General features: G+C 61.0%; 20 protein-coding genes. 7 read left to right on the forward strand and 13 right to left on the reverse strand.

Going from position 1 to position 19,265, the window contains the following annotated elements:
* Nucleotide 1 precedes the first annotated feature (1 nt).
* The gene (gene pgi, locus FHT97_RS05520) at nucleotides 2-1,627 is read left to right on the forward strand and encodes a glucose-6-phosphate isomerase (protein WP_183860438.1); all 1,626 of its coding nucleotides are present in this window, start codon (nucleotides 2-4) and stop codon (nucleotides 1,625-1,627) included.
* 81 nt (nucleotides 1,628-1,708) lie between these two features.
* Here the strand turns inward: pgi and FHT97_RS05525 are convergent, their stop codons facing one another.
* A complete protein-coding gene (locus FHT97_RS05525) occupies nucleotides 1,709-1,993 on the reverse strand; it encodes a BON domain-containing protein (RefSeq protein ID WP_183860440.1) in 285 nt (94 codons plus the stop codon).
* Between the two features lie 175 nt (nucleotides 1,994-2,168).
* Between FHT97_RS05525 and FHT97_RS05530 the strand changes: the two genes are divergently transcribed.
* Nucleotides 2,169-2,969: an alpha/beta hydrolase gene (locus FHT97_RS05530; protein WP_183860442.1), complete on the forward strand. Its 801-nt coding sequence runs from the start codon at nucleotides 2,169-2,171 to the stop codon at nucleotides 2,967-2,969.
* A gap of 8 nt (nucleotides 2,970-2,977) precedes the next feature.
* On the opposite strand, the gene FHT97_RS05535 is transcribed toward FHT97_RS05530, so the two are convergent.
* Both FHT97_RS05535 and FHT97_RS05540 read right to left on the reverse strand, forming a co-directional pair.
* The gene (locus FHT97_RS05535; RefSeq protein ID WP_183860444.1) at nucleotides 2,978-3,904 is read right to left on the reverse strand and encodes a carbohydrate kinase; all 927 of its coding nucleotides are present in this window, start codon (nucleotides 3,902-3,904) and stop codon (nucleotides 2,978-2,980) included.
* A 90-nt stretch (nucleotides 3,905-3,994) separates the two neighbouring features.
* Complete coding sequence (locus FHT97_RS05540) at nucleotides 3,995-4,684, reverse strand: orotate phosphoribosyltransferase (protein WP_183860446.1); 690 nt, start codon at nucleotides 4,682-4,684, stop codon at nucleotides 3,995-3,997.
* 219 nt (nucleotides 4,685-4,903) lie between these two features.
* Between FHT97_RS05540 and FHT97_RS05545 the strand changes: the two genes are divergently transcribed.
* Complete coding sequence (locus tag FHT97_RS05545; protein WP_183860448.1) at nucleotides 4,904-6,175, forward strand: MgtC/SapB family protein; 1,272 nt, start codon at nucleotides 4,904-4,906, stop codon at nucleotides 6,173-6,175.
* Between the two features lie 16 nt (nucleotides 6,176-6,191).
* Here the strand turns inward: FHT97_RS05545 and FHT97_RS05550 are convergent, their stop codons facing one another.
* A complete protein-coding gene (locus tag FHT97_RS05550) occupies nucleotides 6,192-6,842 on the reverse strand; it encodes a TetR/AcrR family transcriptional regulator (RefSeq protein ID WP_183860450.1) in 651 nt (216 codons plus the stop codon).
* Nucleotides 6,843-6,940: 98 nt separating this feature from the next.
* On the opposite strand from FHT97_RS05550, the gene FHT97_RS05555 reads away from it, so the two are divergent.
* Both FHT97_RS05555 and FHT97_RS05560 read left to right on the forward strand, forming a co-directional pair.
* Nucleotides 6,941-7,765: an NmrA family NAD(P)-binding protein gene (locus FHT97_RS05555; RefSeq protein WP_183860452.1), complete on the forward strand. Its 825-nt coding sequence runs from the start codon at nucleotides 6,941-6,943 to the stop codon at nucleotides 7,763-7,765.
* Complete coding sequence (locus tag FHT97_RS05560; RefSeq protein WP_183753889.1) at nucleotides 7,753-8,250, forward strand: anthrone oxygenase family protein; 498 nt, start codon at nucleotides 7,753-7,755, stop codon at nucleotides 8,248-8,250. Before FHT97_RS05555 ends, FHT97_RS05560 begins: the two co-directional genes overlap by 13 nt.
* Before the next feature lie 33 nt (nucleotides 8,251-8,283).
* Here the strand turns inward: FHT97_RS05560 and FHT97_RS05565 are convergent, their stop codons facing one another.
* From FHT97_RS05565 to FHT97_RS05600, 8 genes are all read right to left on the reverse strand, one after another.
* Nucleotides 8,284-8,820 (reverse strand): glyoxalase superfamily protein, encoded by a 537-nt coding sequence (locus tag FHT97_RS05565; RefSeq protein WP_183860454.1) that lies wholly within the window; start codon nucleotides 8,818-8,820, stop codon nucleotides 8,284-8,286.
* Nucleotides 8,821-9,009: 189 nt separating this feature from the next.
* Nucleotides 9,010-10,188: a GGDEF domain-containing protein gene (locus FHT97_RS05570; protein ID WP_183860456.1), complete on the reverse strand. Its 1,179-nt coding sequence runs from the start codon at nucleotides 10,186-10,188 to the stop codon at nucleotides 9,010-9,012.
* Between the two features lie 180 nt (nucleotides 10,189-10,368).
* Entirely contained in the window at nucleotides 10,369-11,409 is a 1,041-nt protein-coding gene (gene pyrC / locus FHT97_RS05575) for a dihydroorotase (protein ID WP_183860458.1), read from the reverse strand.
* A gap of 91 nt (nucleotides 11,410-11,500) precedes the next feature.
* The gene (locus FHT97_RS05580) at nucleotides 11,501-11,851 is read right to left on the reverse strand and encodes a DUF805 domain-containing protein (RefSeq protein ID WP_183860460.1); all 351 of its coding nucleotides are present in this window, start codon (nucleotides 11,849-11,851) and stop codon (nucleotides 11,501-11,503) included.
* A 112-nt stretch (nucleotides 11,852-11,963) separates the two neighbouring features.
* Entirely contained in the window at nucleotides 11,964-12,590 is a 627-nt protein-coding gene (locus tag FHT97_RS05585) for a nucleoside triphosphate hydrolase (protein ID WP_183860462.1), read from the reverse strand.
* Nucleotides 12,587-13,369, reverse strand: a complete 783-nt coding sequence (locus FHT97_RS05590; protein ID WP_183753132.1) for an ATP-binding cassette domain-containing protein — start codon at nucleotides 13,367-13,369, stop codon at nucleotides 12,587-12,589. Before FHT97_RS05590 ends, FHT97_RS05585 begins: the two co-directional genes overlap by 4 nt.
* Nucleotide 13,370: 1 nt before the next feature.
* Nucleotides 13,371-14,435, reverse strand: coding sequence for an ABC transporter permease (locus FHT97_RS05595; RefSeq protein ID WP_183753134.1), 1,065 nt, complete (start codon nucleotides 14,433-14,435; stop codon nucleotides 13,371-13,373).
* A gap of 152 nt (nucleotides 14,436-14,587) precedes the next feature.
* On the reverse strand, nucleotides 14,588-15,613 hold the full coding sequence (locus FHT97_RS05600) for a sugar ABC transporter substrate-binding protein (RefSeq protein ID WP_016552567.1): 1,026 nt from the start codon (nucleotides 15,611-15,613) through the stop codon (nucleotides 14,588-14,590).
* Nucleotides 15,614-15,844: 231 nt separating this feature from the next.
* Here FHT97_RS05600 and FHT97_RS05605 point away from each other — a divergent pair, with 231 nt between their 5' ends.
* Both FHT97_RS05605 and FHT97_RS05610 read left to right on the forward strand, forming a co-directional pair.
* Nucleotides 15,845-17,092 carry an ROK family transcriptional regulator gene (locus FHT97_RS05605; RefSeq protein WP_183860464.1) on the forward strand — a complete coding sequence of 416 codons (1,248 nt, stop codon included), beginning with the start codon at nucleotides 15,845-15,847 and terminating at the stop codon, nucleotides 17,090-17,092.
* A complete protein-coding gene (locus FHT97_RS05610) occupies nucleotides 17,076-17,558 on the forward strand; it encodes an RbsD/FucU family protein (RefSeq protein ID WP_183753138.1) in 483 nt (160 codons plus the stop codon). Before FHT97_RS05605 ends, FHT97_RS05610 begins: the two co-directional genes overlap by 17 nt.
* 3 nt (nucleotides 17,559-17,561) lie before the next feature.
* On the opposite strand, the gene FHT97_RS05615 is transcribed toward FHT97_RS05610, so the two are convergent.
* Nucleotides 17,562-18,599, reverse strand: coding sequence for a 4-hydroxyproline epimerase (locus FHT97_RS05615; protein WP_183860466.1), 1,038 nt, complete (start codon nucleotides 18,597-18,599; stop codon nucleotides 17,562-17,564).
* Nucleotides 18,600-19,265: the final 666 nt, after the last annotated feature.

Below are 19,265 nucleotides of genomic sequence, written 5' to 3' on the forward strand. Positions count from 1 at the left end.
CATGAATGCCATCGTCGAACAATTGAAGAGCACTGCGGCCGCTACCAAGGCGACTGATCTGCGCGCCGCCTTTGCCGCCGATCCGCAGCGCTTCTCCCATTTTAGCGTGTCGCTTGACGACCTCCTGATGGACTATTCCAAGACGGCGGTGAACGACGAGATTCTAGCTCTCCTGGTTAAGCTCGCGGAAACGGGCGGCGTCGAAGCCAAGCGCGACGAGATGTTCTCAGGCAAGGCGATCAATTTCACTGAAAACCGTGCCGTTCTGCACACCGCTCTGCGCAACCGCTCCAACACGCCGGTGCTGGTTGACGGCAAGGACGTGATGCCCGACGTCAACGCCGTTCTATCAGCCATGGGCACATTCGCCGACGGCATCCGCTCCGGCAGCCTCAAGGGCGCGACCGGCAAGGCGATCACCGACGTCATCAATATCGGCATCGGCGGCTCCGACCTCGGCCCCGTGATGGCGACGCTGGCGTTGGCACCATTCCATGACGGCCCGCGCGCGCATTTCGTTTCCAACATCGATGGCGCCCATATCGCCGATACGCTGAAGCTCGTTCAGCCCGAGACGACGCTCTTCATCGTCGCCTCCAAGACGTTCACGACGGTGGAGACGATGACGAACGCGCAGACGGCGCGCAAGTTCATCGCCGACGCGCTCGGCGAGGCTGCCGTTCAGCATCATTTCGCCGCCGTTTCGACCGCACTCGACAAGGTCGCGGCTTTCGGCATCGGGAGCGAGCGCGTCTTCGGCTTCTGGGATTGGGTGGGCGGCCGTTATTCGCTTTGGTCGGCAATCGGCCTGCCGATCATGATCGCCATCGGGCCGGAGAATTTCATCAAGTTTCTCGAGGGCGCCCATGCCGTCGACAATCACTTCCGCACGGCGCCCGTTACCAAGAACCTACCAATGCTGCTCGGCCTGATCGGCTTCTATCACCGCAATGTGCTCGGCTATCCAACCCGAGCGGTCCTGCCTTATGACCAGCGCCTGTCCCGCTTTCCGGCCTACCTGCAGCAGCTCGACATGGAATCGAACGGCAAGGGCGTCACGATCGACGGCACGCCGGTAGAAGGCAATTCCGGCCCGGTCGTCTGGGGCGAGCCCGGCACCAATGGCCAGCACGCCTTCTACCAGCTGATCCACCAGGGCACGAGCGTCATCCCGGCCGAGTTCATGATCGCGGCGAACGCCTTCGAACCAAATCTCCGCCACCAGCACCAGTTGCTGATCTCGAATGTGCTTGCACAGTCGGAAGCGCTGATGAAGGGGCGTACCTTCGAAGAAGCGAAGAAGCAGCTGACCGACAAGGGCATGGACGACAAAAAGGCCGATTTCATCGCGCCGCACCGTGTCTTCACCGGCAATCGCCCATCGATCACCTTCGTCTACGACAAGCTGACACCCTATGCGCTCGGCCGCCTGATCGCGCTCTACGAGCACCGCGTCTTCGTCGAAGGCGTGCTGTTCCGCATCAACTCGTTCGACCAGTGGGGCGTCGAGCTCGGCAAGGAACTGGCAACCGGGCTGCTGCCCGTCGTGGAAGGCAAGGAAAGCGCCGCCGGTCACGATTCCTCGACACAGGGCCTGGTCGCCGCGCTGGCGAAGCTCGCCAAGTAAGAGCATCGAGACAAAAAAGCTCCCGCGGCTGACCGCGGGAGCTTCTCACAGTTTGCGAACTGGGGGCTCAGAAAGCCGCCTCTAGTTCGGCCTCTTCGGGAAGCCACGACATAGCAGTCGATTGTGAACGTGACTCGACCCGACGATGGCGGCGGCGACATCCACGGCCAGTTCGTCATCTCCACGACAGCGGACAAAGCCTTCAAGCACCACGAAATCGCCAAGCATTGAAACAATGATCTGCGTGCTGTCGAACTCCGATGACGCTTCCAGTGCGCACTTGATCGCGGCTTTGGTCGCCGCCGAACAATGACCGGCTTCGACGCTGCCGAGCGACCAGCCGTGACCGTCAACGCGTAGAACCATTTCTTCTCCTCCAACGTTAAACATTGAAGGTACAGGTCGCAATATTAGCGGTCTATTAAGTATGACATGCGTCGATTTCTACCCAGGCTCGCCCGCGACGCGGTATTTCGCGTAGTCCATGTCGAAATCCGACCTCGCCATGCGTTATAGGTACGTCGCGATGCGGAGAGGTTGAATGAGCGTAACGGACGACGAACTTGTGAATTTCGAAGCGCATGGCGCGGCGCCGCTACCTAGGTCGCAGCACCATGGCTTCGTTGAGAATGACGGCGCCCGCATCTGGTATGCGAGCTACGGCTCCGGTCCGGCCGTGATCCTGTTACATGGTGGGCTCGGCAATGCAGGAAACTGGGGCTTTCAGGTGCCAGCGCTCGTCGCCACGGGCCGGCAAGTCGTCGTCATTGACAGCCGCGGCCACGGCCGCAGCACGCGTGACGCGCGTCCCTATCATTACACGCGGATGTCCGAAGACGTGCTTGCGGTGATGGATCACCTAGGACTGGTAAAGGCCGCGCTCGTCGGCTGGAGCGACGGGGCATGCACGGCGCTTATTCTCGCCGACCAGCGGCCGGAGCGGGTTTCCGGTGTGTTTTTCTTCGCCTGCAACATGGACCCGAGCGGCACGCTTGAATTCAAGCCGACCCCGATCATCGATCGTTGCTTCAGCCGGCATCGAAAGGACTATCGGGCGCTATCCGCCACGCCCGACGCCTTCGAGAGCTTCGTCGGCGACGTGTCGAAGATGATGGCAAGCGAGCCGAACTATAAGCCCGCCGACCTCGCGAGCATCAAGGTGCCGGTCGCGGTCGTGCTCGGAGAGAACGACGAATTCATCAAGCGCGAGCACGCGGATTATCTGGCACGCAGCATTCCCGATGCCGAGTTGATCCTCCTGCCAGAGGTGAGCCATTTCGCACCGCTGCAGCGGCCCGAGCACTTCAACCGCGAAGTGCTCGCCTTTCTCGATCGGTTATAGGCCTCGGCTCAGAGACCGATTTCTTTTGCCCACGGGGGATTGGCTCCGGCGCGCGAGACGGTGACGGCTGCGGCCTTGGCGCCGAGCGAGAGGGCGTTCTGCAGCGCCTTTTCGCTGAGCGACGCGACCTTTTCCTTGGTCAGGAGATCATCGATCTTCAGCGACGCAAGCACGCCGGCGTCGAAGGTATCACCGGCGCCGACGGTATCGACGACGGTAACGCGCTCGCTCGGGACGGTGACCTTGCGTTCGTTGGTGTAGCCTGATGCACCTTCAGCTCCCTTGGTGATGACGACGAGCTTGGCACCCTGCTTCAGCCAGTAGGCCGCCAGGTCGTCATGGCTGCCCTCGAGGCCGAACCACTCCAGATCCTCGTCGGAGAACTTCAGGATGTCGGACTTCGACGCCATGCGCTTGATACGCGCCATATGGGCTTCCTTGTTCTTGATGAAGCCGGGGCGGATGTTTGGATCCAGCGAAATCACCCGCTTGTCGCACTCGCGGTCGAGAAGCGCTTCATAGGTCTCGCCGCAAGGGCTGGGGATCAGGCTGATCGCGCCGAAATGCAGCGCCTCGCAATCGTCGCCGAGAACGGGCAGGTCTTCGGTCGTGATCATGCGCCCGGCCGTGCCTTCGTCGTAGAAGGCATAGGTGGCCTGACCGTTGACGAGCTTGACGAAGGCGACCGTCGACGGGCGCGGGGTAATGGCGCAGAGGCTGAAGTCGACATTGCTCGCCTTCAGCGTATCGCGCAGGATCTCGCCCATCATATCGTCGGCGAGGCCGGTGAAGAAGGCCGTCGGGATGCCGAGGCGTCCGAGCGCGATCGCCGTATTGAAGATCGCACCGCCGGCGTAGGGCGCAAACCCCTTCTCACCGAGAGTCGTTTCCCGCGGCAACATGTCAATCAGCGCTTCGCCACAGCACAAAATCATTCCGGCCTCCCAAGCATTACGATCCATCGATGTTCAAATCGATTAGATAATTTCGTGGCAAAAGCAAAGCGCCGCGACGCAATTCTTCATTCAAAGTGATGAAATGCCGCCGTTGCGTCCGGACCATGCGAGCGGCGCATCGAGGAACGCTTCGACTTCGTTCAGAATCTTCTCGTCGAACAGCTTCTGCGCCTTGGCGACCGCCAGAACATCGCGCCAGGTGGCGATGTAGTGCAGCTTCACCTTGCCATCGGCAAAGCGCAACGCGCCTTCATCGAAAATGCCGTAATAAAACAGCGCGATACCGTGATCGACCACGCCACCGGCAGCCCTGACAGCATCGATGAACTTGAACATGCTGCCGCCTGCCGTCGTCAGGTCCTCGATGACGAGGACGCGCGAGCCCTCCGGCATGTTGCCTTCGATCTGTGCGTTGCGGCCGTGACCCTTCGGTTGCTTGCGGACATAGATCATCGGCAGGCTGAGGCGATCGGCGAGCAGTGCCGCAAACGGGATGCCCGCGGTCTCGCCACCGGCAATGCAATCGAACTGCTCGAAACCGGCTTCGCGCAGCACGACGCTGGCGGCAAAATCCATCACGGTCGAGCGGACGCGCGGGAAAGAGAGCAGCTTGCGGCAATCGATGTAGACCGGACTCGCCATGCCGGACGCGAACTTGTAGGGCTGGGCAGCATTGAAATGCACCGCCTTGATCTCCCAGAGCATCTTCGCCACGAGTTCCGCCATCGCGGCGCGGTCGGTGAATGTCGTCTGGATCATCGCTCTCTCCTTTGGTCAAATCTATGGGCCAATAGCAGCAAGCGCGACAGTTTTCCAGAACGGCCAGCGGTTCGATACTCAGAAAACGTCCTGACGATCGAACGGTGTCGCCGGCGCCGCACTCCAGCCACGCAGCGTTCGAGGCCTTGAGGCCGCAATGCACCAATTCTTTCAGATATTTGCGCTTGCGCGCGTATAAAGCGGCGATATCGTCATGCCATGGACCATATCGAAGTTTTCCAGCGCCTCGGCGTGGCGCTTGCCATCGGCCTCCTCGTCGGCGTCGAACGAGGCTGGCAGGAGCGTCAGATCCGTGCTGGAGGCAGGGCCGCGGGTATCCGCACGTTCGGCCTCACCGGCTTTCTCGGCGGAATAGCCGGAACGCTTCAATCCATGACGGGTCCGTATCTCCCTGCGACGATCGCAGTGCTGTTGGGTCTCGTTTACATAGCCGGTAAGTGGCAGGAGACGGAGGAGAACCACGATTATGGCATTACCACCGTCGTCGCCGCCCTTGTGGTATTCGGGCTCGGCGTCCTGGCTGCCGTCGGCGACGTTGTGACCGCGGCAGCCGGCGCCGTCGCAACGACGGTCATTCTCGCGGCGCGCCACAGCCTGCACGGCTTTCTCAGAGGGTTGACGTGGGTGGAACTCCGTTCCGCCCTGCTGCTGCTCGCGATGACCGTGATTGCTCTGCCACTGCTGCCGGACAGAGCGCTTGATCCCTGGGGTGCGCTCAATCCTTACTCGCTCTGGCTCTTGACGATCACCATAGCGGCGCTGTCCTTTGCCGGCTACATCGCGATCCGATTGATGGGCAGCGGTCGAGGCGTTCTGCTCGCCGGGGCGGCAGGCGGGCTTGTCTCGTCGACGGCCTTGACGCTGTCCTTCGCCCGCTATTCAGCGGAGGCACCTGAAGGTGCGCGGCATCTTGCGGCCGGCGCTGGCATTGCTGGCGCCCTCTCCTACGCTCGCGTTCTTGTCATCGCCAGTGCCCTGTCCTTCACGATGCTGGTACCGCTCGCCTCAGCGCTCGTCCCGGCGATCATCGGTTTTGTGGCCGCCGGCCTGTTTGCAGCGTGGCGTTCCAAGACTGCCACCGAGGCGCCGGAGATTGACCTGAAAAACCCCTTCGAGCTCACGACCGTCATCTCCTTCGCGGCGCTGCTCGGTCTCATCAGCCTCGTGTCGAAGATGGCGATCGACTACGTCGGGGCATCCGCGCTCTTCGTCGTGGCAGCCATCTCCGGCCTCGTCGATGTCGATGCCATCACGCTTTCCACGGCACGCCTCGTCGGCTCGACGATCGATGTGACGACGGCGGCCGATGTCATCCTGATCGCCGTCGCGGTCAATACCATCACGAAGGTTGTACTGGCCTTCACGGCCGGACGCCGGGAATACGCGATGGCGCTCGGTGAAGCGTCGGCGGTGGCGGTCGTGCTCGGAGGCGTGGGCTACTTCACAGCGCGCAGTTTCCTGCCGGCTTAGCCGATTGCGCCAGCGGCTAAGACAGTCGCGCGATATCGGCCGGCAGCATTCGTTGATAAAGGGCAATCGCTGCCTGTCCCTCGGCATCATCCAGCGAAATCGCGTAGCGGACGGCGGCGGCGAGAAGCTGCATCGTCAGTCTGGCAACGGCGATCAGCTCGCTTCTGCTCCGCTCCGGCTCCAGCTTTGCAAGAACGGAAAACAAGGCCTGGGCATGAAACTCCATGTCCTCGGCATCGACCTGCTGCAGCAGCCGGTCGGCCTGGGTGGCGATCCAAATGTCTCGCATCACCGGCTCCTGCCGGAAAAAGGCGTAGTACTGGTCGGCGATGTTGCAGAGAGCCTGGCGGAGCGTCTTCGCGTCCGCCACTGTTGCGAGCTCCGCCTCGACGCAAGCCCTGCCCTGCTCGTTGAAGCGCTCAGCAAGCGTGCGGATGATCGAACTCTTGTCGGGGAAATACTGATAGAGCGCCCCGAAGGATAGCTCGGCCTTTTCAACGATCTCGCTCATTTTCAGCGCGTCGCTGCCATTCCTCTCGATCAGTTCCAGCGCCGCCGACAAGATCTTCTCGAAACGCTCCCGGCCTCGCTTCTGCTGCGGGATGCGGCGTGGCTGGCCGGTCTGTTCCGGCTGTCGTCTGCGCCTGGCGGCAACCTTGTCGCCCATTCCGCTCTCCATTTTTCACTTGACGATCAAAATAAGAGAGTTTATCTCATTTTGCAAATGGGAGACTTTCTCTTATTTTGATCGGAGGAGTGTTCAGCATGCAAGATTCCGAAATCATTCTCATCGGCGGCTCAGGCAAAACAGGTGGCCGCGTGGCCGACCGGCTGAAGAAGAGAGAACTTGGCTTCCGCTTTGCCTCCCGCTCCAGCGTGCGGCCATTCGATTGGGAAAAGCCGGCCGCCTGGGCCGCAGCGCTCGTCGGAGCAAAAAGCGCCTATGTGAGCTTTCAGCCTGACCTTTCCGTATCTTGGGCCGCCGATGCAATCGGCAGACTCGCCCACACGGCTATCGACTGTGGCCTTACGCATATGGTGCTGTTGTCCGGTCGCGGCGAGGAAGGTGCGCACCGGGCGGAGGATGCGCTCAAGGCATCCGGCATCGGCTACACCATCCTGCGCGCCTCGTGGTTCTGCCAGAACTTCAGCGAGGGCGCCTTTGCCGAGCCGATCGGCGCGGGTCTATTGGCGCTTACGGCGGGCGCGGTGAAAGAACCTTTCGTCGATGCGGACGACATTGCCGACGCGGCCGTTGCTGCGTTGACCGATACCCGACACCTCGGGAAGACCTACGAACTGACCGGTCCGCGGGCGCTGACCTTCCGCGAGGCCGTCGCCGAGATCGCTGCAGCGAGCGGCAGGGACCTCAGCTATGAGCAGATCTCAATGGGAGAGTTCAGGGAGGGTCTTGCGGCCGCCGGGCTGCCGAAAGACATCATCGACCTGCTCGAGGAGCTCTTCACGCAGGTGCTTGACGGCAGGAATTCGCAGGTTGCGAGTGGAGTCGCGGATATTCTAGGCCGCCCTGCCAGGGATTTCGGTGTTTATGCTCGAGATGCCGCGGCATGTCGCACATGGAGGGTATGACAGTGGCAGGTGTTCTCGGTATCGTTTTGGCGGCCGCTGCGATCGGCAGCGGCCTCGTCGCGGGTATCTTCTTTGCCTTCTCGACCTTCATCATGACCTCGTTTGCCCGCATTCCTCCCGAGCAGGGCATCGCCGCGATGAACTCCATCAACCTCACGATCGTGCGCTCGCCCTTCATGCTGCTGTTCGTGCCGACGGCGGCCCTCTGTCTCGTGATCGCCGCCTTCGCGTTCCTTCATTGGCGTGGTGGCCTCAGCGTTTGGATGCTCGCGGGCGCAGCGCTCTATCTGCTTGCATCGTTTCTCTCGACGATCGTCTTCAACGTGCCGATGAATGACGCCTTGGCAAAGGTGAGCGGCAGCGGCGCCGAGGCGACTGCTCTCTGGACCAGCTATCTCAAGGACTGGACATGGTGGAACCATGTCAGGACGGTCGCCTCGCTGCTCGCCTCGATCGCCTTCGTGCGCGCCCTAATACTAATATGAAAAGGCGGGGGCGATCTTCCCGCCCTGCCGGCGTTACGTCCGCTCGCAGAATGTTAGCCGGTTATTGAAGGGGTCAATGACCTCCATTTCCAGGCCCCACGGTGCTTCCTGCAAACCGGGCTTCATATAGCGATAGTCCTTGGCCGCAAGTTCCGCCTGAAAGGCGCGAACGCCGGTGACGGGAATGAAGGCGCGGGCGCCGGGGCTGGCATCGCCGGAATGCTCGCTGAGGTGCAAGATCATGCCGCTTCTCGATACCTGGCAGTAGAGCGGGAAATGATCGCCGAAGCGGTGCTCCCAATCGAGGGCGAAGCCGAGGAAGCCGCAATAGAACTCCTTCGTCTTGTCGACGTCGAAGATGCGGAAGATCGGGATTGGTGGCTGGATAGCAATGGCCGACGGCGCCGCTTCCTGCTCGTCAAGCTTGGCCGATAGGATATTCCATTGATCGAAGCCGAATTGGCGAGCAACGATCTCCAGAGTTTCGCTGTGCGTGAGGTCTATATTGCGGGCGGCCATTGCCTGCCGCAACGCTTTCGCCATGAGTTTGGCGTCGCGAAAATCGCGCATGATTCATTCCTTCCGTTGGCGGCAAACAGGATGATCAGTGCCCGCGTCTGCTGACCCGTTCGCCATCGATCGCCAAACGGCAAGGGATGTGAAGGAGGTATCTGGATGCATTCACCATCGCGCTTTCGCGCCGCGGGGCGGCTGGCCGCATCCGGCCGACTGCGACCATAGGCGAGCCGACGTTTCCGATCAAGAGCCGGTGCGAACGGGTCCGGCCGGTACGGAATGGAGACGGCTTGCAAGCTCGATCCGGTTACGACCCGCACGCTTGGCTTCGTAGAGCGCCTTGTCGGCGGCGCTCAGCATGGCGTCGAAATCCATTGGCATTGATCGCCCCGGCGCGACGCCGACGCTGACCGTGCATTTAAGGGTTTCGTCCTCAAGATAGATCTCTCGGGCGGCGAATGCCTTGCGGATGCGCTCCGCCACCATTTCGGCGCGGCCCGGCGCCATCTCTTTCAAAACCAGCGCAAACTCCTCGCCACCCAAACGGGCGGCGGTATCGCCGGCCCGGCAATTCGCAGCGAGCTCGCCGGCAAAGACCTTCAGCACGCGGTCGCCGCCGGCATGTCCGAACGTGTCGTTGATCGATTTGAAGTGATCGAGATCGAACACCAGGACGGCGGTCGCCGGCCCCATGGTGCCCTGTCCATAGCGATCGAAAAGAGCCCGCCGGTTCACAAGCCCCGTGAGCGGATCCGTCATGGCATCCAGGCGATGGCGAGCGGCGAGCCGCCACTGATGAAGCGCCAGCGACAGCGCGCCGATACCGGTCATGCTGGCGATGCAGATCGCAAGGCTTAGATCCTCGGCCCAATTGCTGGGCGCAACCCCGAGGACCATCTTTCCATCGGCAATCAGAACGGCGGCGCAAAGCACAAAGGAGATCGCCGTCAGGGCATAGAGGCCGGTAATTCCCGTCAAAGGCGCCGGCGCCTCCGCGCGCGCCCGCCAGTACTGATGGGCCGTGGCAAAAAGCAATACGGCGATCGCGAGGTTATCCGCGATGAAGGCCAGCCCGTCCAATCCAAGCAGCAACAGCGGGATCGAGACGAGCATCGCGGCGAGAGCGCAGCAAATGATGGCAATGCGCGGCAGCTTGCCAGTTCGGAATTGATAGCCGGCACCCCAAACAGCGGCAAAGCCGGCATGGAACAACACGAAGGCAACGACGGCAAGGCCCATCTTGGGCTCGTCGACATAAAGACCATAGGCGACAATGCCGCTGACGATCAGAACAAGACCGAAGGTACAGGTTAAGAGAAAAGTCTCGGTCCGGCGCGCAAACCAACTCCCGAGCAGCGTGACAGCAAGACACGTGGCCGAGACTGCAAGCGCCATCAAAAGGGAATTGTAATCAAGCGTCATGCTTTATCGCGACGGCTGCCGCGCCCCTCATTCGTGCGAAGCCTACGAGTCTGCTATGAGGAATGTCTTACCTATTTCGTTAAAAATTCATGCATTTAAATCAACAATAAGGCGCGGACAGCACATTGCCGCCGCCCTGAAAGAACAGCAGCAGTAAAAACTGCGTGATGCCAGCAAATCCTACCGCTCAACGTCCCAATGGAGCGGGAACATTGGATCGAAAACTGTAACTAGGCCCCCGCCGGTTTCAACTTTACCTGGAAAATTGACCGGCTCTTCACGCTTGACCAGCGTTATTCTTTCTTCGTTCACCGGCAGACCATACCAGACGGGTCCGTTCAGCGACGCAAAGGTCTCGAGCTTGTCGAGAGCGTTTTCCTGTTCGAAGACATGCGCAAGGCAACTCATCGTGTTGATCGAGGTGTAGATGCCGGCGCAGCCGCAGGCGCATTCCTTCAACGGATCGACATGCGGAGCCGAATCCGTGCCGAGGAAGAAACGCGGATCGCCGCTCGTTGCGGCGGCACGCAACGCAAGCCGGTGATTTTCGCGCTTGGCGACCGGCAGGCAATAGTAATGCGGGCGGATACCGCCGACGAGAATGGCGTTGCGGTTGATGATCAGGTGGTGCGTCGTGATCGACCCTGCAAGATTGGCCTTCGCAGACTTGATGTAGTCGATGCCGTCCTTGGTGGTCACGTGCTCCATCGTGACCTTGAGTTCGGGCAGACGCTTGCGCAGGGGATCGAGCACCGTTTCAATGAACACCGCTTCGCGATCGAAGATGTCAACCTCAGATGTCGTCACCTCGCCGTGAACGCAAAGCGGAAGTCCGATCTTCGCCATCCGCTCCAGCACCGGCATCGCCTTTTCGATATCGCGCACGCCGCCATGCGAGTTGGTCGTCGCACCAGCCGGGTAGAGCTTGACCGCGGTGATGAGCCCGCTTGTCTTGCCGGCTTCGACGTCATCTGGGTTGGTATGTTCCGTCAGATAGAGCGTCATCAGCGGCTGGAACCTGTCGCCCTTTGGTAGTGCCGCCATGATGCGACCGCGATAGGCTTCAGCATCCGCGGTGGTGACCACCGGAGGCACCAGGTTCGGCATGATGATTGCGCGGGCGAAGTCGCGGCTGGTATCACCAATCACACCCTCCAACATGGCTCCATCACGCAGGTGAAGGTGCCAATCATCGGGGCGACGGATGGTGATCGATTGCATGCGCTGAAACTCCGCGGGCTGCTGATAACGTTCAGCCCTGCGCATTATCACCCCGAAGCGGGGCATGGCAAACATTTTGCCCGCGGCTCTTTCAAGCAGATGGTGAACCGTATTCGTTGACGCCTGATGTGCCGGGGCTGAGATACCAGACGAGCAGAACGATCCAGCCTACGAGCGGAATGATGCCGACGAGGATCCACCAGCCGGAGCGGCCGACATCATGAAGGCGGCGGATCGCCACGCCCAGGCCGGGAAGCAGGACGGCAAGCCCGTAGATTGCGCCAAGAATCTCGTGGCCGAAGAGAAGATAGTCGACGACGGCCAGGATCAGCGATGCGACAACATTGAAGAGCGCAAACCACCAAAATTCCGGTCGCCCGGCGCGCCCGCTGAAAACGGCATATTTAGAGAAGACTGACGAGACTGCTTCGGTGAAGCTCATGCGCTATCCCTCCATGTCCAAGCGTTCCGCTCACAAAGCGGAAGTTGCATGTAGGCGAGCGTGCAACGATTCCATCTATTGCCGCAAGGCTGCTTGGCCCGGCAGAGGCGGATCAGGCTACCTCAAGCGTTACGTCCGCCCTACGGCGGTTACCGAGGATCAGCCGGCCATTGGGGAGGTCGTTGCCATAGACCTTGGCGCTCGCTTCCTCTTCGCTGAGCTTGTAGCCGCGCCAACGCTCCCACAGCCGTTCCTCGAGCACCTCGATCGGTGGCGCAAGCATGACCGAGTAGTCGAAGATGCCTTCGAGCTCCGCCCATTTGCCTTGGCTGAAAAGCAGGTAGTTGCCTTCGACGATGATAAACCGATGTTCCGGCGAGACGACGCGCGCCGAGGCGATGGCAAGTTCGCGGGAACGATCGAAAACCGGGATCAACACTTCCTGGTCGGCCGGACGCACGGCGCGGATGATATCGAGGAAGCCGCGGACATCGAAGGTCTCCGGGATACCTTTCCGGGAAAGCAGGCCACGTTCGATGAGGATGGCGTTGTCCATATGGAAGCCGTCCATCGGCAGGACCTCGGCCGTCTCTCCTCTAGCTCTGAGGGCGTCGCCGAGATTGTCCGCCATGGTCGACTTGCCAGCGCCGGGCGGGCCGGCGATGGCGATCAGGAAGCGCTTTACATCGCCGGCGCGGCTGACGACGTCGCCGGCGATTTCATCGATCGTTACGCTCATGCTGCGACCGGCTCCGTCGGAGCCGCCTTGGCGCCGGTCATGAAGGCGACGGCGTCCGACATCGTATATTCCTTCGGATTGATGACCGTGAGGCGACGTCCAAGCCGATGGATATGGATGCGGTCGGCAACCTCGAAAACGTGTGGCATGTTGTGAGAGATCAGCACGATCGGCAAGCCGCGCGAACGGACGTCGAGGATGAGTTCCAGCACCTTGCGGCTTTCCTTGACGCCAAGAGCCGCCGTTGGCTCGTCCATGATGACGACCTTCGATCCGAAGGCGGCCGCCCGCGCGACCGCCACACCCTGGCGCTGGCCGCCCGAAAGGGTTTCGACGGCCTGGTTGATGTTCTGTATGGTCATCAGGCCAAGCTCGGTCAGCTTGTCGCGAGCCCGTTTCTCCATCGCCGGGCGGTCGAGCATGCGGAACCAGCTACCGAGGATGCCGGGCCTGCGGATCTCGCGACCGAGGAACATATTGTCCGCGATCGACAGCGCCGGCGACAAGGCGAGGTTCTGGTAGACCGTCTCGATGCCGGCTTCGCGCGCCTCCATCGGCGACTTGAAGTTGACGGTCTTGCCCTCCAGCGTGATCTCGCCTTCATCGGGCGTGATGGCGCCGGAGATCGCCTTGATGAGCGACGATTTGCCGGCACCGTTGTCGCCGATGACGGCCAGGATCTCGCCTGGGTACAGATCGAAATCGGCATGATCGAGCGCGGTAACGCGTCCGTAGCGCTTGACCAGACCGCGTGCCGAGAGAAGAGGTTCGTTCGCCATATTACACCGACACCTTTCTGATCCACTGGTCGATTGCGACTGCGGCGATGATAAGCACGCCGGTGAGCAACACCTTCCACTGCGGATCGGCGCCGAGCATGTTGAGGCCCATCGAGACAACGCCGACGATCATCGCGCCGAACAGGGTGCCGAGGATCGAGCCGCGGCCACCGAAGAGCGAGATGCCGCCGATCACGGTTGCCGTGATGGCCTGCAGGTTATAATCCGTCACTGCTGACGAGGGAGAGATCGAGCCATTTCGGCCGATCGAGACCCAGGCTGCGAAGGCGGCAATCACACCCGAAACCGTATAGACCGTGAGCAGGACGCTCTTCGTCTGGATACCCGAAAGCTTTGCCGCTTCGGGATCATCACCGACGGCGTAGACGTGGCGCCCCCAAGCGGTGTGGTTGAGGATATACCAGAGCGCAAGGACGAGCAGCACCATGGCAATGACGCCGAGCGTCAGGACTGCACTGCCGAGCCTGAAGCTGATTGCAAAGAAATGCAGCAACGGCGCCTGCGTGTCGACATCGGTGTCGCGGATCGTTTCGTTGGCGGAATAGATGAAGTTCGTGGCCATCACGATGTTCCACGTACCGAGCGTCACGATGAACGGCGGCAGCTTCATGAACGCGACGAGGAAGCCGTTCAGTAGACCGCAAAGGCCGCCGACCAGCAGGCCGGCCAGCACCGCGATGGGCGTTGGAATGCCATAGGTGATGGCGCAATTGCCCATGATGACGGCCGAAATAACCATGATCACGCCGATCGAGAGATCGATGCCCGCTGTGAGAATAACCAGAGTCTGCGCGGCGCCGAGAATACCGACGATGGCTATCTGCTGAAGAATAAGCGTCAGCGTGTAGGACGAGAAGAAGCGTCCGCCAAGCGCGATCCCGAAGATAATGATCGACAGCACGAGCACGATCAGCGGCACGGCGGCCGGCGTCGAGTGCAGGAAGTGCTGCGCACGCTTCACAAATGGTACGGCTTGATGCTCGAACGACGCGACATTCTTGTCGCTTCCGTCAAGCACCCGTTCGAAGTCTTGTGCTCCGGTCATTGTTTCTCCTCCGCTTTCGCGCCAAACCGCGCGCGGAAGCCCTGCCCCATATCGCTCCGGTCTTTGTTCGCCGGCTCCCGAGACAACAGCTATGGTCGGTCGAAACCGGCCGAGGATCAAGCCCCGGCCGGCGGTAAGTTATATCGCGGGATTTAGCCCCAGCACTTGTCGGTGCCGACCTTCGTGTCGATCGACTCGAGGCCCGAAACCGGCTTGTCGGTCACCAGCGAAACGCCGGTGTCGAAGAAGGACTTGCCTTCGGTCGGCTTCGGCTTTTCACCGCTGTCGGCAAACTTCTTGATCGCCTCGATGCCAAGCGACGCCATGAGCAGCGGATACTGCTGCGAGGTAGCGCCGATCACGCCTTCCTTGACCGACTTCACACCCGGGCAACCGCCGTCAACCGAGACGATCAGAACGTTCTTTTCCATGCCGACAGCCTTGAGGGCCTGGTAGGCGCCAACAGCAGCCGGCTCGTTGATCGTGTGAATGACGTTGATGCTCGGATCCTTCTGCAGAAGGTTTTCCATGGCCTTGCGGCCGCCTTCTTCGTTGCCGTTCGTTACGTCGTGACCGACGATGCGCGCATCGTCTTCATCGCCGATCTTGTTCGGATCCTTGGTGTCGATGCCGAAGCCCATCATGAAGCCCTGGTCGCGCAGAACGTCGACGGTCGGCTGCGATGGCGTCAGGTCGAGGAAGCCGACCTTGGCATCCTTTGCCTTGTCGCCGAGCGTTTCCTTCGCCCACTGGCCGATCAGCTTGCCGGCGAGCAGGTTGTCGGTTGCGAAGGTTGCGTCGGCAGCGTCAGCCGGATCGAGCGGCGTGTCGAGTGCGATGACCAGCAGGCCTGCGTCGCGAGCCTTCTTGACCGAGGGAACGATACCCTTGGTGTCGGACGCGGTGATCAGGATACCCTTCGCGCCGTCGGCAATGCAGCTTTCGATCGCGGCAACCTGGCTTTCGCTGTCACCATCGATCTTGCCAGCGTAGGACTTCAGCGTGACGCCCAGTTCCTTGGCCTTGGCCGTCGCGCCTTCCTTCATCTTCACGAAGAAGGGATTGGTGTCGGTCTTGGTGATGAGGCAGGCCGAAACGTCAGCTGCCATGGCAGGCGCCGAGAAGGCGACCCCTAGAGCGAGCGCGCCGAGCGCGGCGGAAAGCACTGATTTCTTCATTGAGTCCTCCCAGAGATTTGCCGACCCGCCCCAGGCGGTGCCGGAATTGACAAGCACAAGAACCGCTGCGGTCTCGCCGGCGGCCTCCCCCAAGCCGTTCCGTGCCGTTGACGATGGCAATTAAGAGCGAAAGAAATCGCCTTGTCAATAAATAAATCCAATTGAATTATTAATTCCGTATGGCATGCTTGGCAAAAATGGAGCATAGACCAAGAGGCGGGAGGAGCGGCTATGTCGTCTTTGGACGGTCCGGTGCAGACACCGGCCCAACTGCCTATTTTGAGTCCGGCCGGGGGCGCGAACCAGATCAGGGTGCGCGCTTATAACGAGCGGCTTGTGCTGTCGCTGGTGCGCCTCTACGGCTCCCAGTCGAAGGCGGATATTGCACGTCGAACCGGTCTTTCAGCGCAGACGGTCTCCGTCATCATGCGGGCACTGGAGAAGGAAGGGCTGCTCTCCCGCGGCGAGCCGGTGCGCGGTCGGGTTGGTCAACCATCGATCCCGATGCGCCTCAATCCGGATGCGGTCTACTCGTTCGGCGTAAAAATGGGCCGACGCAGCGCCGACTTGGTGCTGATGGATTTCCTTGGCCAGATCCGCCTGCAACTGCACAAGACCTACGCCTATCCGCTGCCCGATACTTTCCTGGACTTCATCACCTCCGGCATCCAAGAGCTCGAAGGCCGGCTCGACGAGAAGCAGCGCAGCCGCATCGCAGGCATCGGCATTGCCGCCCCGTTCGAACTCTGGAACTGGGAGGAAGAGGTCGGTTCTCCCAAGGGAGCCATGGACGTGTGGCGCGACTTCGATCTCCATGCCGAGATTGCTGCGCGCGTTCCCTATCCGGTCTACCTGCAGAACGATGCGACAAGCGCCTGCGGCGCCGAGCTCGTGTTCGGTATCGGCCCCTCCTATCCCGACTTCGTCTATTTCTTCATCGGCTCCTTCATCGGCGGCGGCATCGTTCTCAATTCTGCGATCTTTTCCGGACGCACCGGCACGGCCGGAGCCATTGGCCCCCTTCCCGTCCGCGGCAAGAACGGTGAGACGCTGCAGCTGCTGGAGGTCGCCTCGATCTTCGTGCTGGAAAACATGCTGCGCGAACGCGGCATTGACCCGCAGCCGCTGTGGTATTCTGCCGACGACTGGATCGATTTCGGCGAGCCGCTCGAAACGTGGATCCAGGACACCGCCAAAGCGCTCGCGCAGGCAATCGTCGCAGCGGCGTCTATCATCGACTTCAGTGCGGCCGTCATCGACGGCGGCTTTCCCGGATGGGTGCGGGAGCGGATCGTGCAGGCGACGATCCGCGAGGCGGATCTGCTCGACCTTCAGGGTGTTGTCATGCCTGATATCATCGAGGGAGCGGTTGGCGCCCATGCGCGTGCCATCGGCGGCGCCAGCCTGCCGATCTTCGCGCGCTACCTCACGGACCAGAACGTTCTATTCAAGGAGGTCGAATATGCTGAAGGGACTTAACCCGCTTCTGAGCCCCGAACTGCTTTCGACGCTGCGTGCCATGGGGCATGGCGACGAGATCGCGATCGTCGACGGCAACTATCCGGGTGTCGAGCATGCGCGGCGGCTGATTCGCCTCGATGGCCATGGCATCGTGCGCGTTCTCGACGCCGTCTTGAGCGTCCTGCCGATTGACGATTTCGTGCCGGACGCGATCTTCCGCTCCACCGTCAAGGCCGATCGCGACAAACTCGATCCTGTGCATGAGGAAATGATCGACTGCTGCGCCCGTCACGAGCCGCACCGACAAGTGGTGCCGCTCGTTGGCGCCGACTTTTACAATCGCGTGCGGGCCGCCCATGCCGTGATCCAGACCAGCGAACCACGGCTTTACGCCAATGTCATTCTGCGCAAGGGTGTCATCTACCCGGAGCAGGTGGGCGACCACGCCGTTGAAAAGGCAGAGGTCGACCCCTTCACTTACTGAGCGTCAGATCTCGCCCGCCAAAGGCCCCCAGACGTCCGTCAATGCAAAGCCGCCTGGATGCGGATCGAAGGGGTCGAGCGCGACCTGCGAAAGACCGAAGGTGAACCCGCGACCCGCGATCGTCGGGACAATTGCGGGACGACCAGCAACTTCGGTTTCCGCCAGCAATCCGACTTCGAACTCCGAGCCGATGATCGAACGCGACTTGAAGACATCCCCGACCTTCGCCTGGCCGCGCGCGTGTCGTGCCGCAAGGTTGGCGGAATTGCCCGTGCCGCAGGGTGAGCGATCGGCGCGGCCCGGCCACATGGTGGTGCAGGTGCGAACAGTGCCGTCGGCCTCGAGGTCGCGGAACATGACATAGGCAACGCCAGAGATCGCCGGAATTTCCGGATGGACGACCTCGATGCTGCGATTGATCAGCTCCTTCAGCACCATGCCGGCCTGTACGAGAGCCGCGGCATTGCCCTTCTCAATTGTCAGATTGATCTGCCCGACATCGACGAGCGCGTAAAAGATACCTCCGTAGCAGATATCGACCTTGATCTTTCCCCAGTGCGGCGTGTCGACGTCAACGTCGAGTTCCTGCACGAAAGACGGGACCATGGTGAGCTTGACCTTCTCGCAACGCCCATCGCGGCAGGTCGCTGTCGCCTTGACGAGGCCGGCGGCCGTTTCCAGCGTGACGATGGTTTCCGGCTCCTTCATCTCGACGATGCCGGATTCCAGCAATGCCGTCGTGACGCAAATCGAGTTCGAACCCGAGCTGGCGTGCGCCTGATCGGGCTGCAGGATGATGAAAGCCGCATCGGCATCCGGATGCTTCGGCGGCAGCAGCAGATTGACGGAGCCGATCGGAGCGCCACGTGGCTCGAGGCAGAGGAAACGACGGAGTTCCTGACCCTTTGGATCGGTGTTCAGCCAGTTCAGTTGTTCGGCAACCGTATTGCCAGGGATCTTCGGCACGCCGCCGATTGCGACCTTGCCGATCTCCCCTTCGGCGTGAACATCCAGAAGCTGGATCGTGCGCTTCCATCTCATCAGTCAACTCCTCTCAAGCATGTCGTATCATGTCGGCCGAAGCAGCTTCGGCATCCGCGTCACGTTATCAGCCTGATATATCAGATCGTCGGCGGTTGCCTATGGGGAATTTTCGTTGATGCGGACTTGCGGCAGCCCACCGCCCGCTACACGCCAAGCAATGTAGCGCGACGGCGCACGTCTCTGCGAGCGAGAAGCCACGATTTGTCGATGCAGGAGGCAAAATAGAAAAGAGCCCGGTGCGGGAGGAGGTGCACCGGGCTCTTGATCCTGACTGACAACTGGGAGGAGGAGTGTTGTCAGTCCGATGAAGGAGCGCTGGGAGGAGGAGTGCGCTGCCTTCGAGGTAATAGATAGCCCATTGTTTCGATCAGGAATAGGGAGATTACCGCAACGCAGCAATGCAAATAACGCATACCTCGCAACTGCAGTTGGCCTCTTTTTGTGGCATTTTTGATCAACTAGTCAATTTTTTGGGCGAAATACGGCGCTCAATCTGCCGGAATTGCGCGATGAGACGTCAGAATTCCCATTCGAGGACCGATGAGGGGCCCAGTGACTCGAACTCTCGCCAATTGCTATCACGCCGAATTATGCGAACTAGCCGGGGGAACGTCTACGCTGCGGAACGCGAATTGATGTGGAGCTCGACTGCGGTAGTGGGCC

Source organism: Rhizobium sp. BK399 (genome assembly GCF_014194695.1).
Lineage (GTDB): Bacteria > Pseudomonadota > Alphaproteobacteria > Rhizobiales > Rhizobiaceae > Rhizobium.

Coding starts and splice junctions, on each gene's coding strand:
- FHT97_RS05525 (WP_183860440.1), bottom strand. CDS start 1,993: ATGGTTCTACGCGTTGACGGTCACGGCTGGTCGCTCGGCAGCGTCGAA.
- FHT97_RS05610 (WP_183753138.1), top strand. CDS start 17,076: ATGCTGAAGGGACTTAACCCGCTTCTGAGCCCCGAACTGCTTTCGACG.
- FHT97_RS05545 (WP_183860448.1), top strand. CDS start 4,904: ATGGACCATATCGAAGTTTTCCAGCGCCTCGGCGTGGCGCTTGCCATC.
- FHT97_RS05550 (WP_183860450.1), bottom strand. CDS start 6,842: ATGGGCGACAAGGTTGCCGCCAGGCGCAGACGACAGCCGGAACAGACC.
- FHT97_RS05615 (WP_183860466.1), bottom strand. CDS start 18,599: ATGAGATGGAAGCGCACGATCCAGCTTCTGGATGTTCACGCCGAAGGG.
- FHT97_RS05535 (WP_183860444.1), bottom strand. CDS start 3,904: ATGATTTTGTGCTGTGGCGAAGCGCTGATTGACATGTTGCCGCGGGAA.
- FHT97_RS05590 (WP_183753132.1), bottom strand. CDS start 13,369: ATGGCGAACGAACCTCTTCTCTCGGCACGCGGTCTGGTCAAGCGCTAC.
- FHT97_RS05580 (WP_183860460.1), bottom strand. CDS start 11,851: ATGAGCTTCACCGAAGCAGTCTCGTCAGTCTTCTCTAAATATGCCGTT.
- FHT97_RS05555 (WP_183860452.1), top strand. CDS start 6,941: ATGCAAGATTCCGAAATCATTCTCATCGGCGGCTCAGGCAAAACAGGT.
- FHT97_RS05595 (WP_183753134.1), bottom strand. CDS start 14,435: ATGACCGGAGCACAAGACTTCGAACGGGTGCTTGACGGAAGCGACAAG.
- FHT97_RS05540 (WP_183860446.1), bottom strand. CDS start 4,684: ATGATCCAGACGACATTCACCGACCGCGCCGCGATGGCGGAACTCGTG.
- FHT97_RS05560 (WP_183753889.1), top strand. CDS start 7,753: ATGGAGGGTATGACAGTGGCAGGTGTTCTCGGTATCGTTTTGGCGGCC.
- FHT97_RS05565 (WP_183860454.1), bottom strand. CDS start 8,820: ATGCGCGATTTTCGCGACGCCAAACTCATGGCGAAAGCGTTGCGGCAG.
- FHT97_RS05600 (WP_016552567.1), bottom strand. CDS start 15,613: ATGAAGAAATCAGTGCTTTCCGCCGCGCTCGGCGCGCTCGCTCTAGGG.
- FHT97_RS05530 (WP_183860442.1), top strand. CDS start 2,169: ATGAGCGTAACGGACGACGAACTTGTGAATTTCGAAGCGCATGGCGCG.
- FHT97_RS05605 (WP_183860464.1), top strand. CDS start 15,845: ATGTCGTCTTTGGACGGTCCGGTGCAGACACCGGCCCAACTGCCTATT.
- pyrC (WP_183860458.1), bottom strand. CDS start 11,409: ATGCAATCGATCACCATCCGTCGCCCCGATGATTGGCACCTTCACCTG.
- FHT97_RS05570 (WP_183860456.1), bottom strand. CDS start 10,188: ATGACGCTTGATTACAATTCCCTTTTGATGGCGCTTGCAGTCTCGGCC.
- FHT97_RS05585 (WP_183860462.1), bottom strand. CDS start 12,590: ATGAGCGTAACGATCGATGAAATCGCCGGCGACGTCGTCAGCCGCGCC.
- pgi (WP_183860438.1), top strand. CDS start 2: ATGAATGCCATCGTCGAACAATTGAAGAGCACTGCGGCCGCTACCAAG.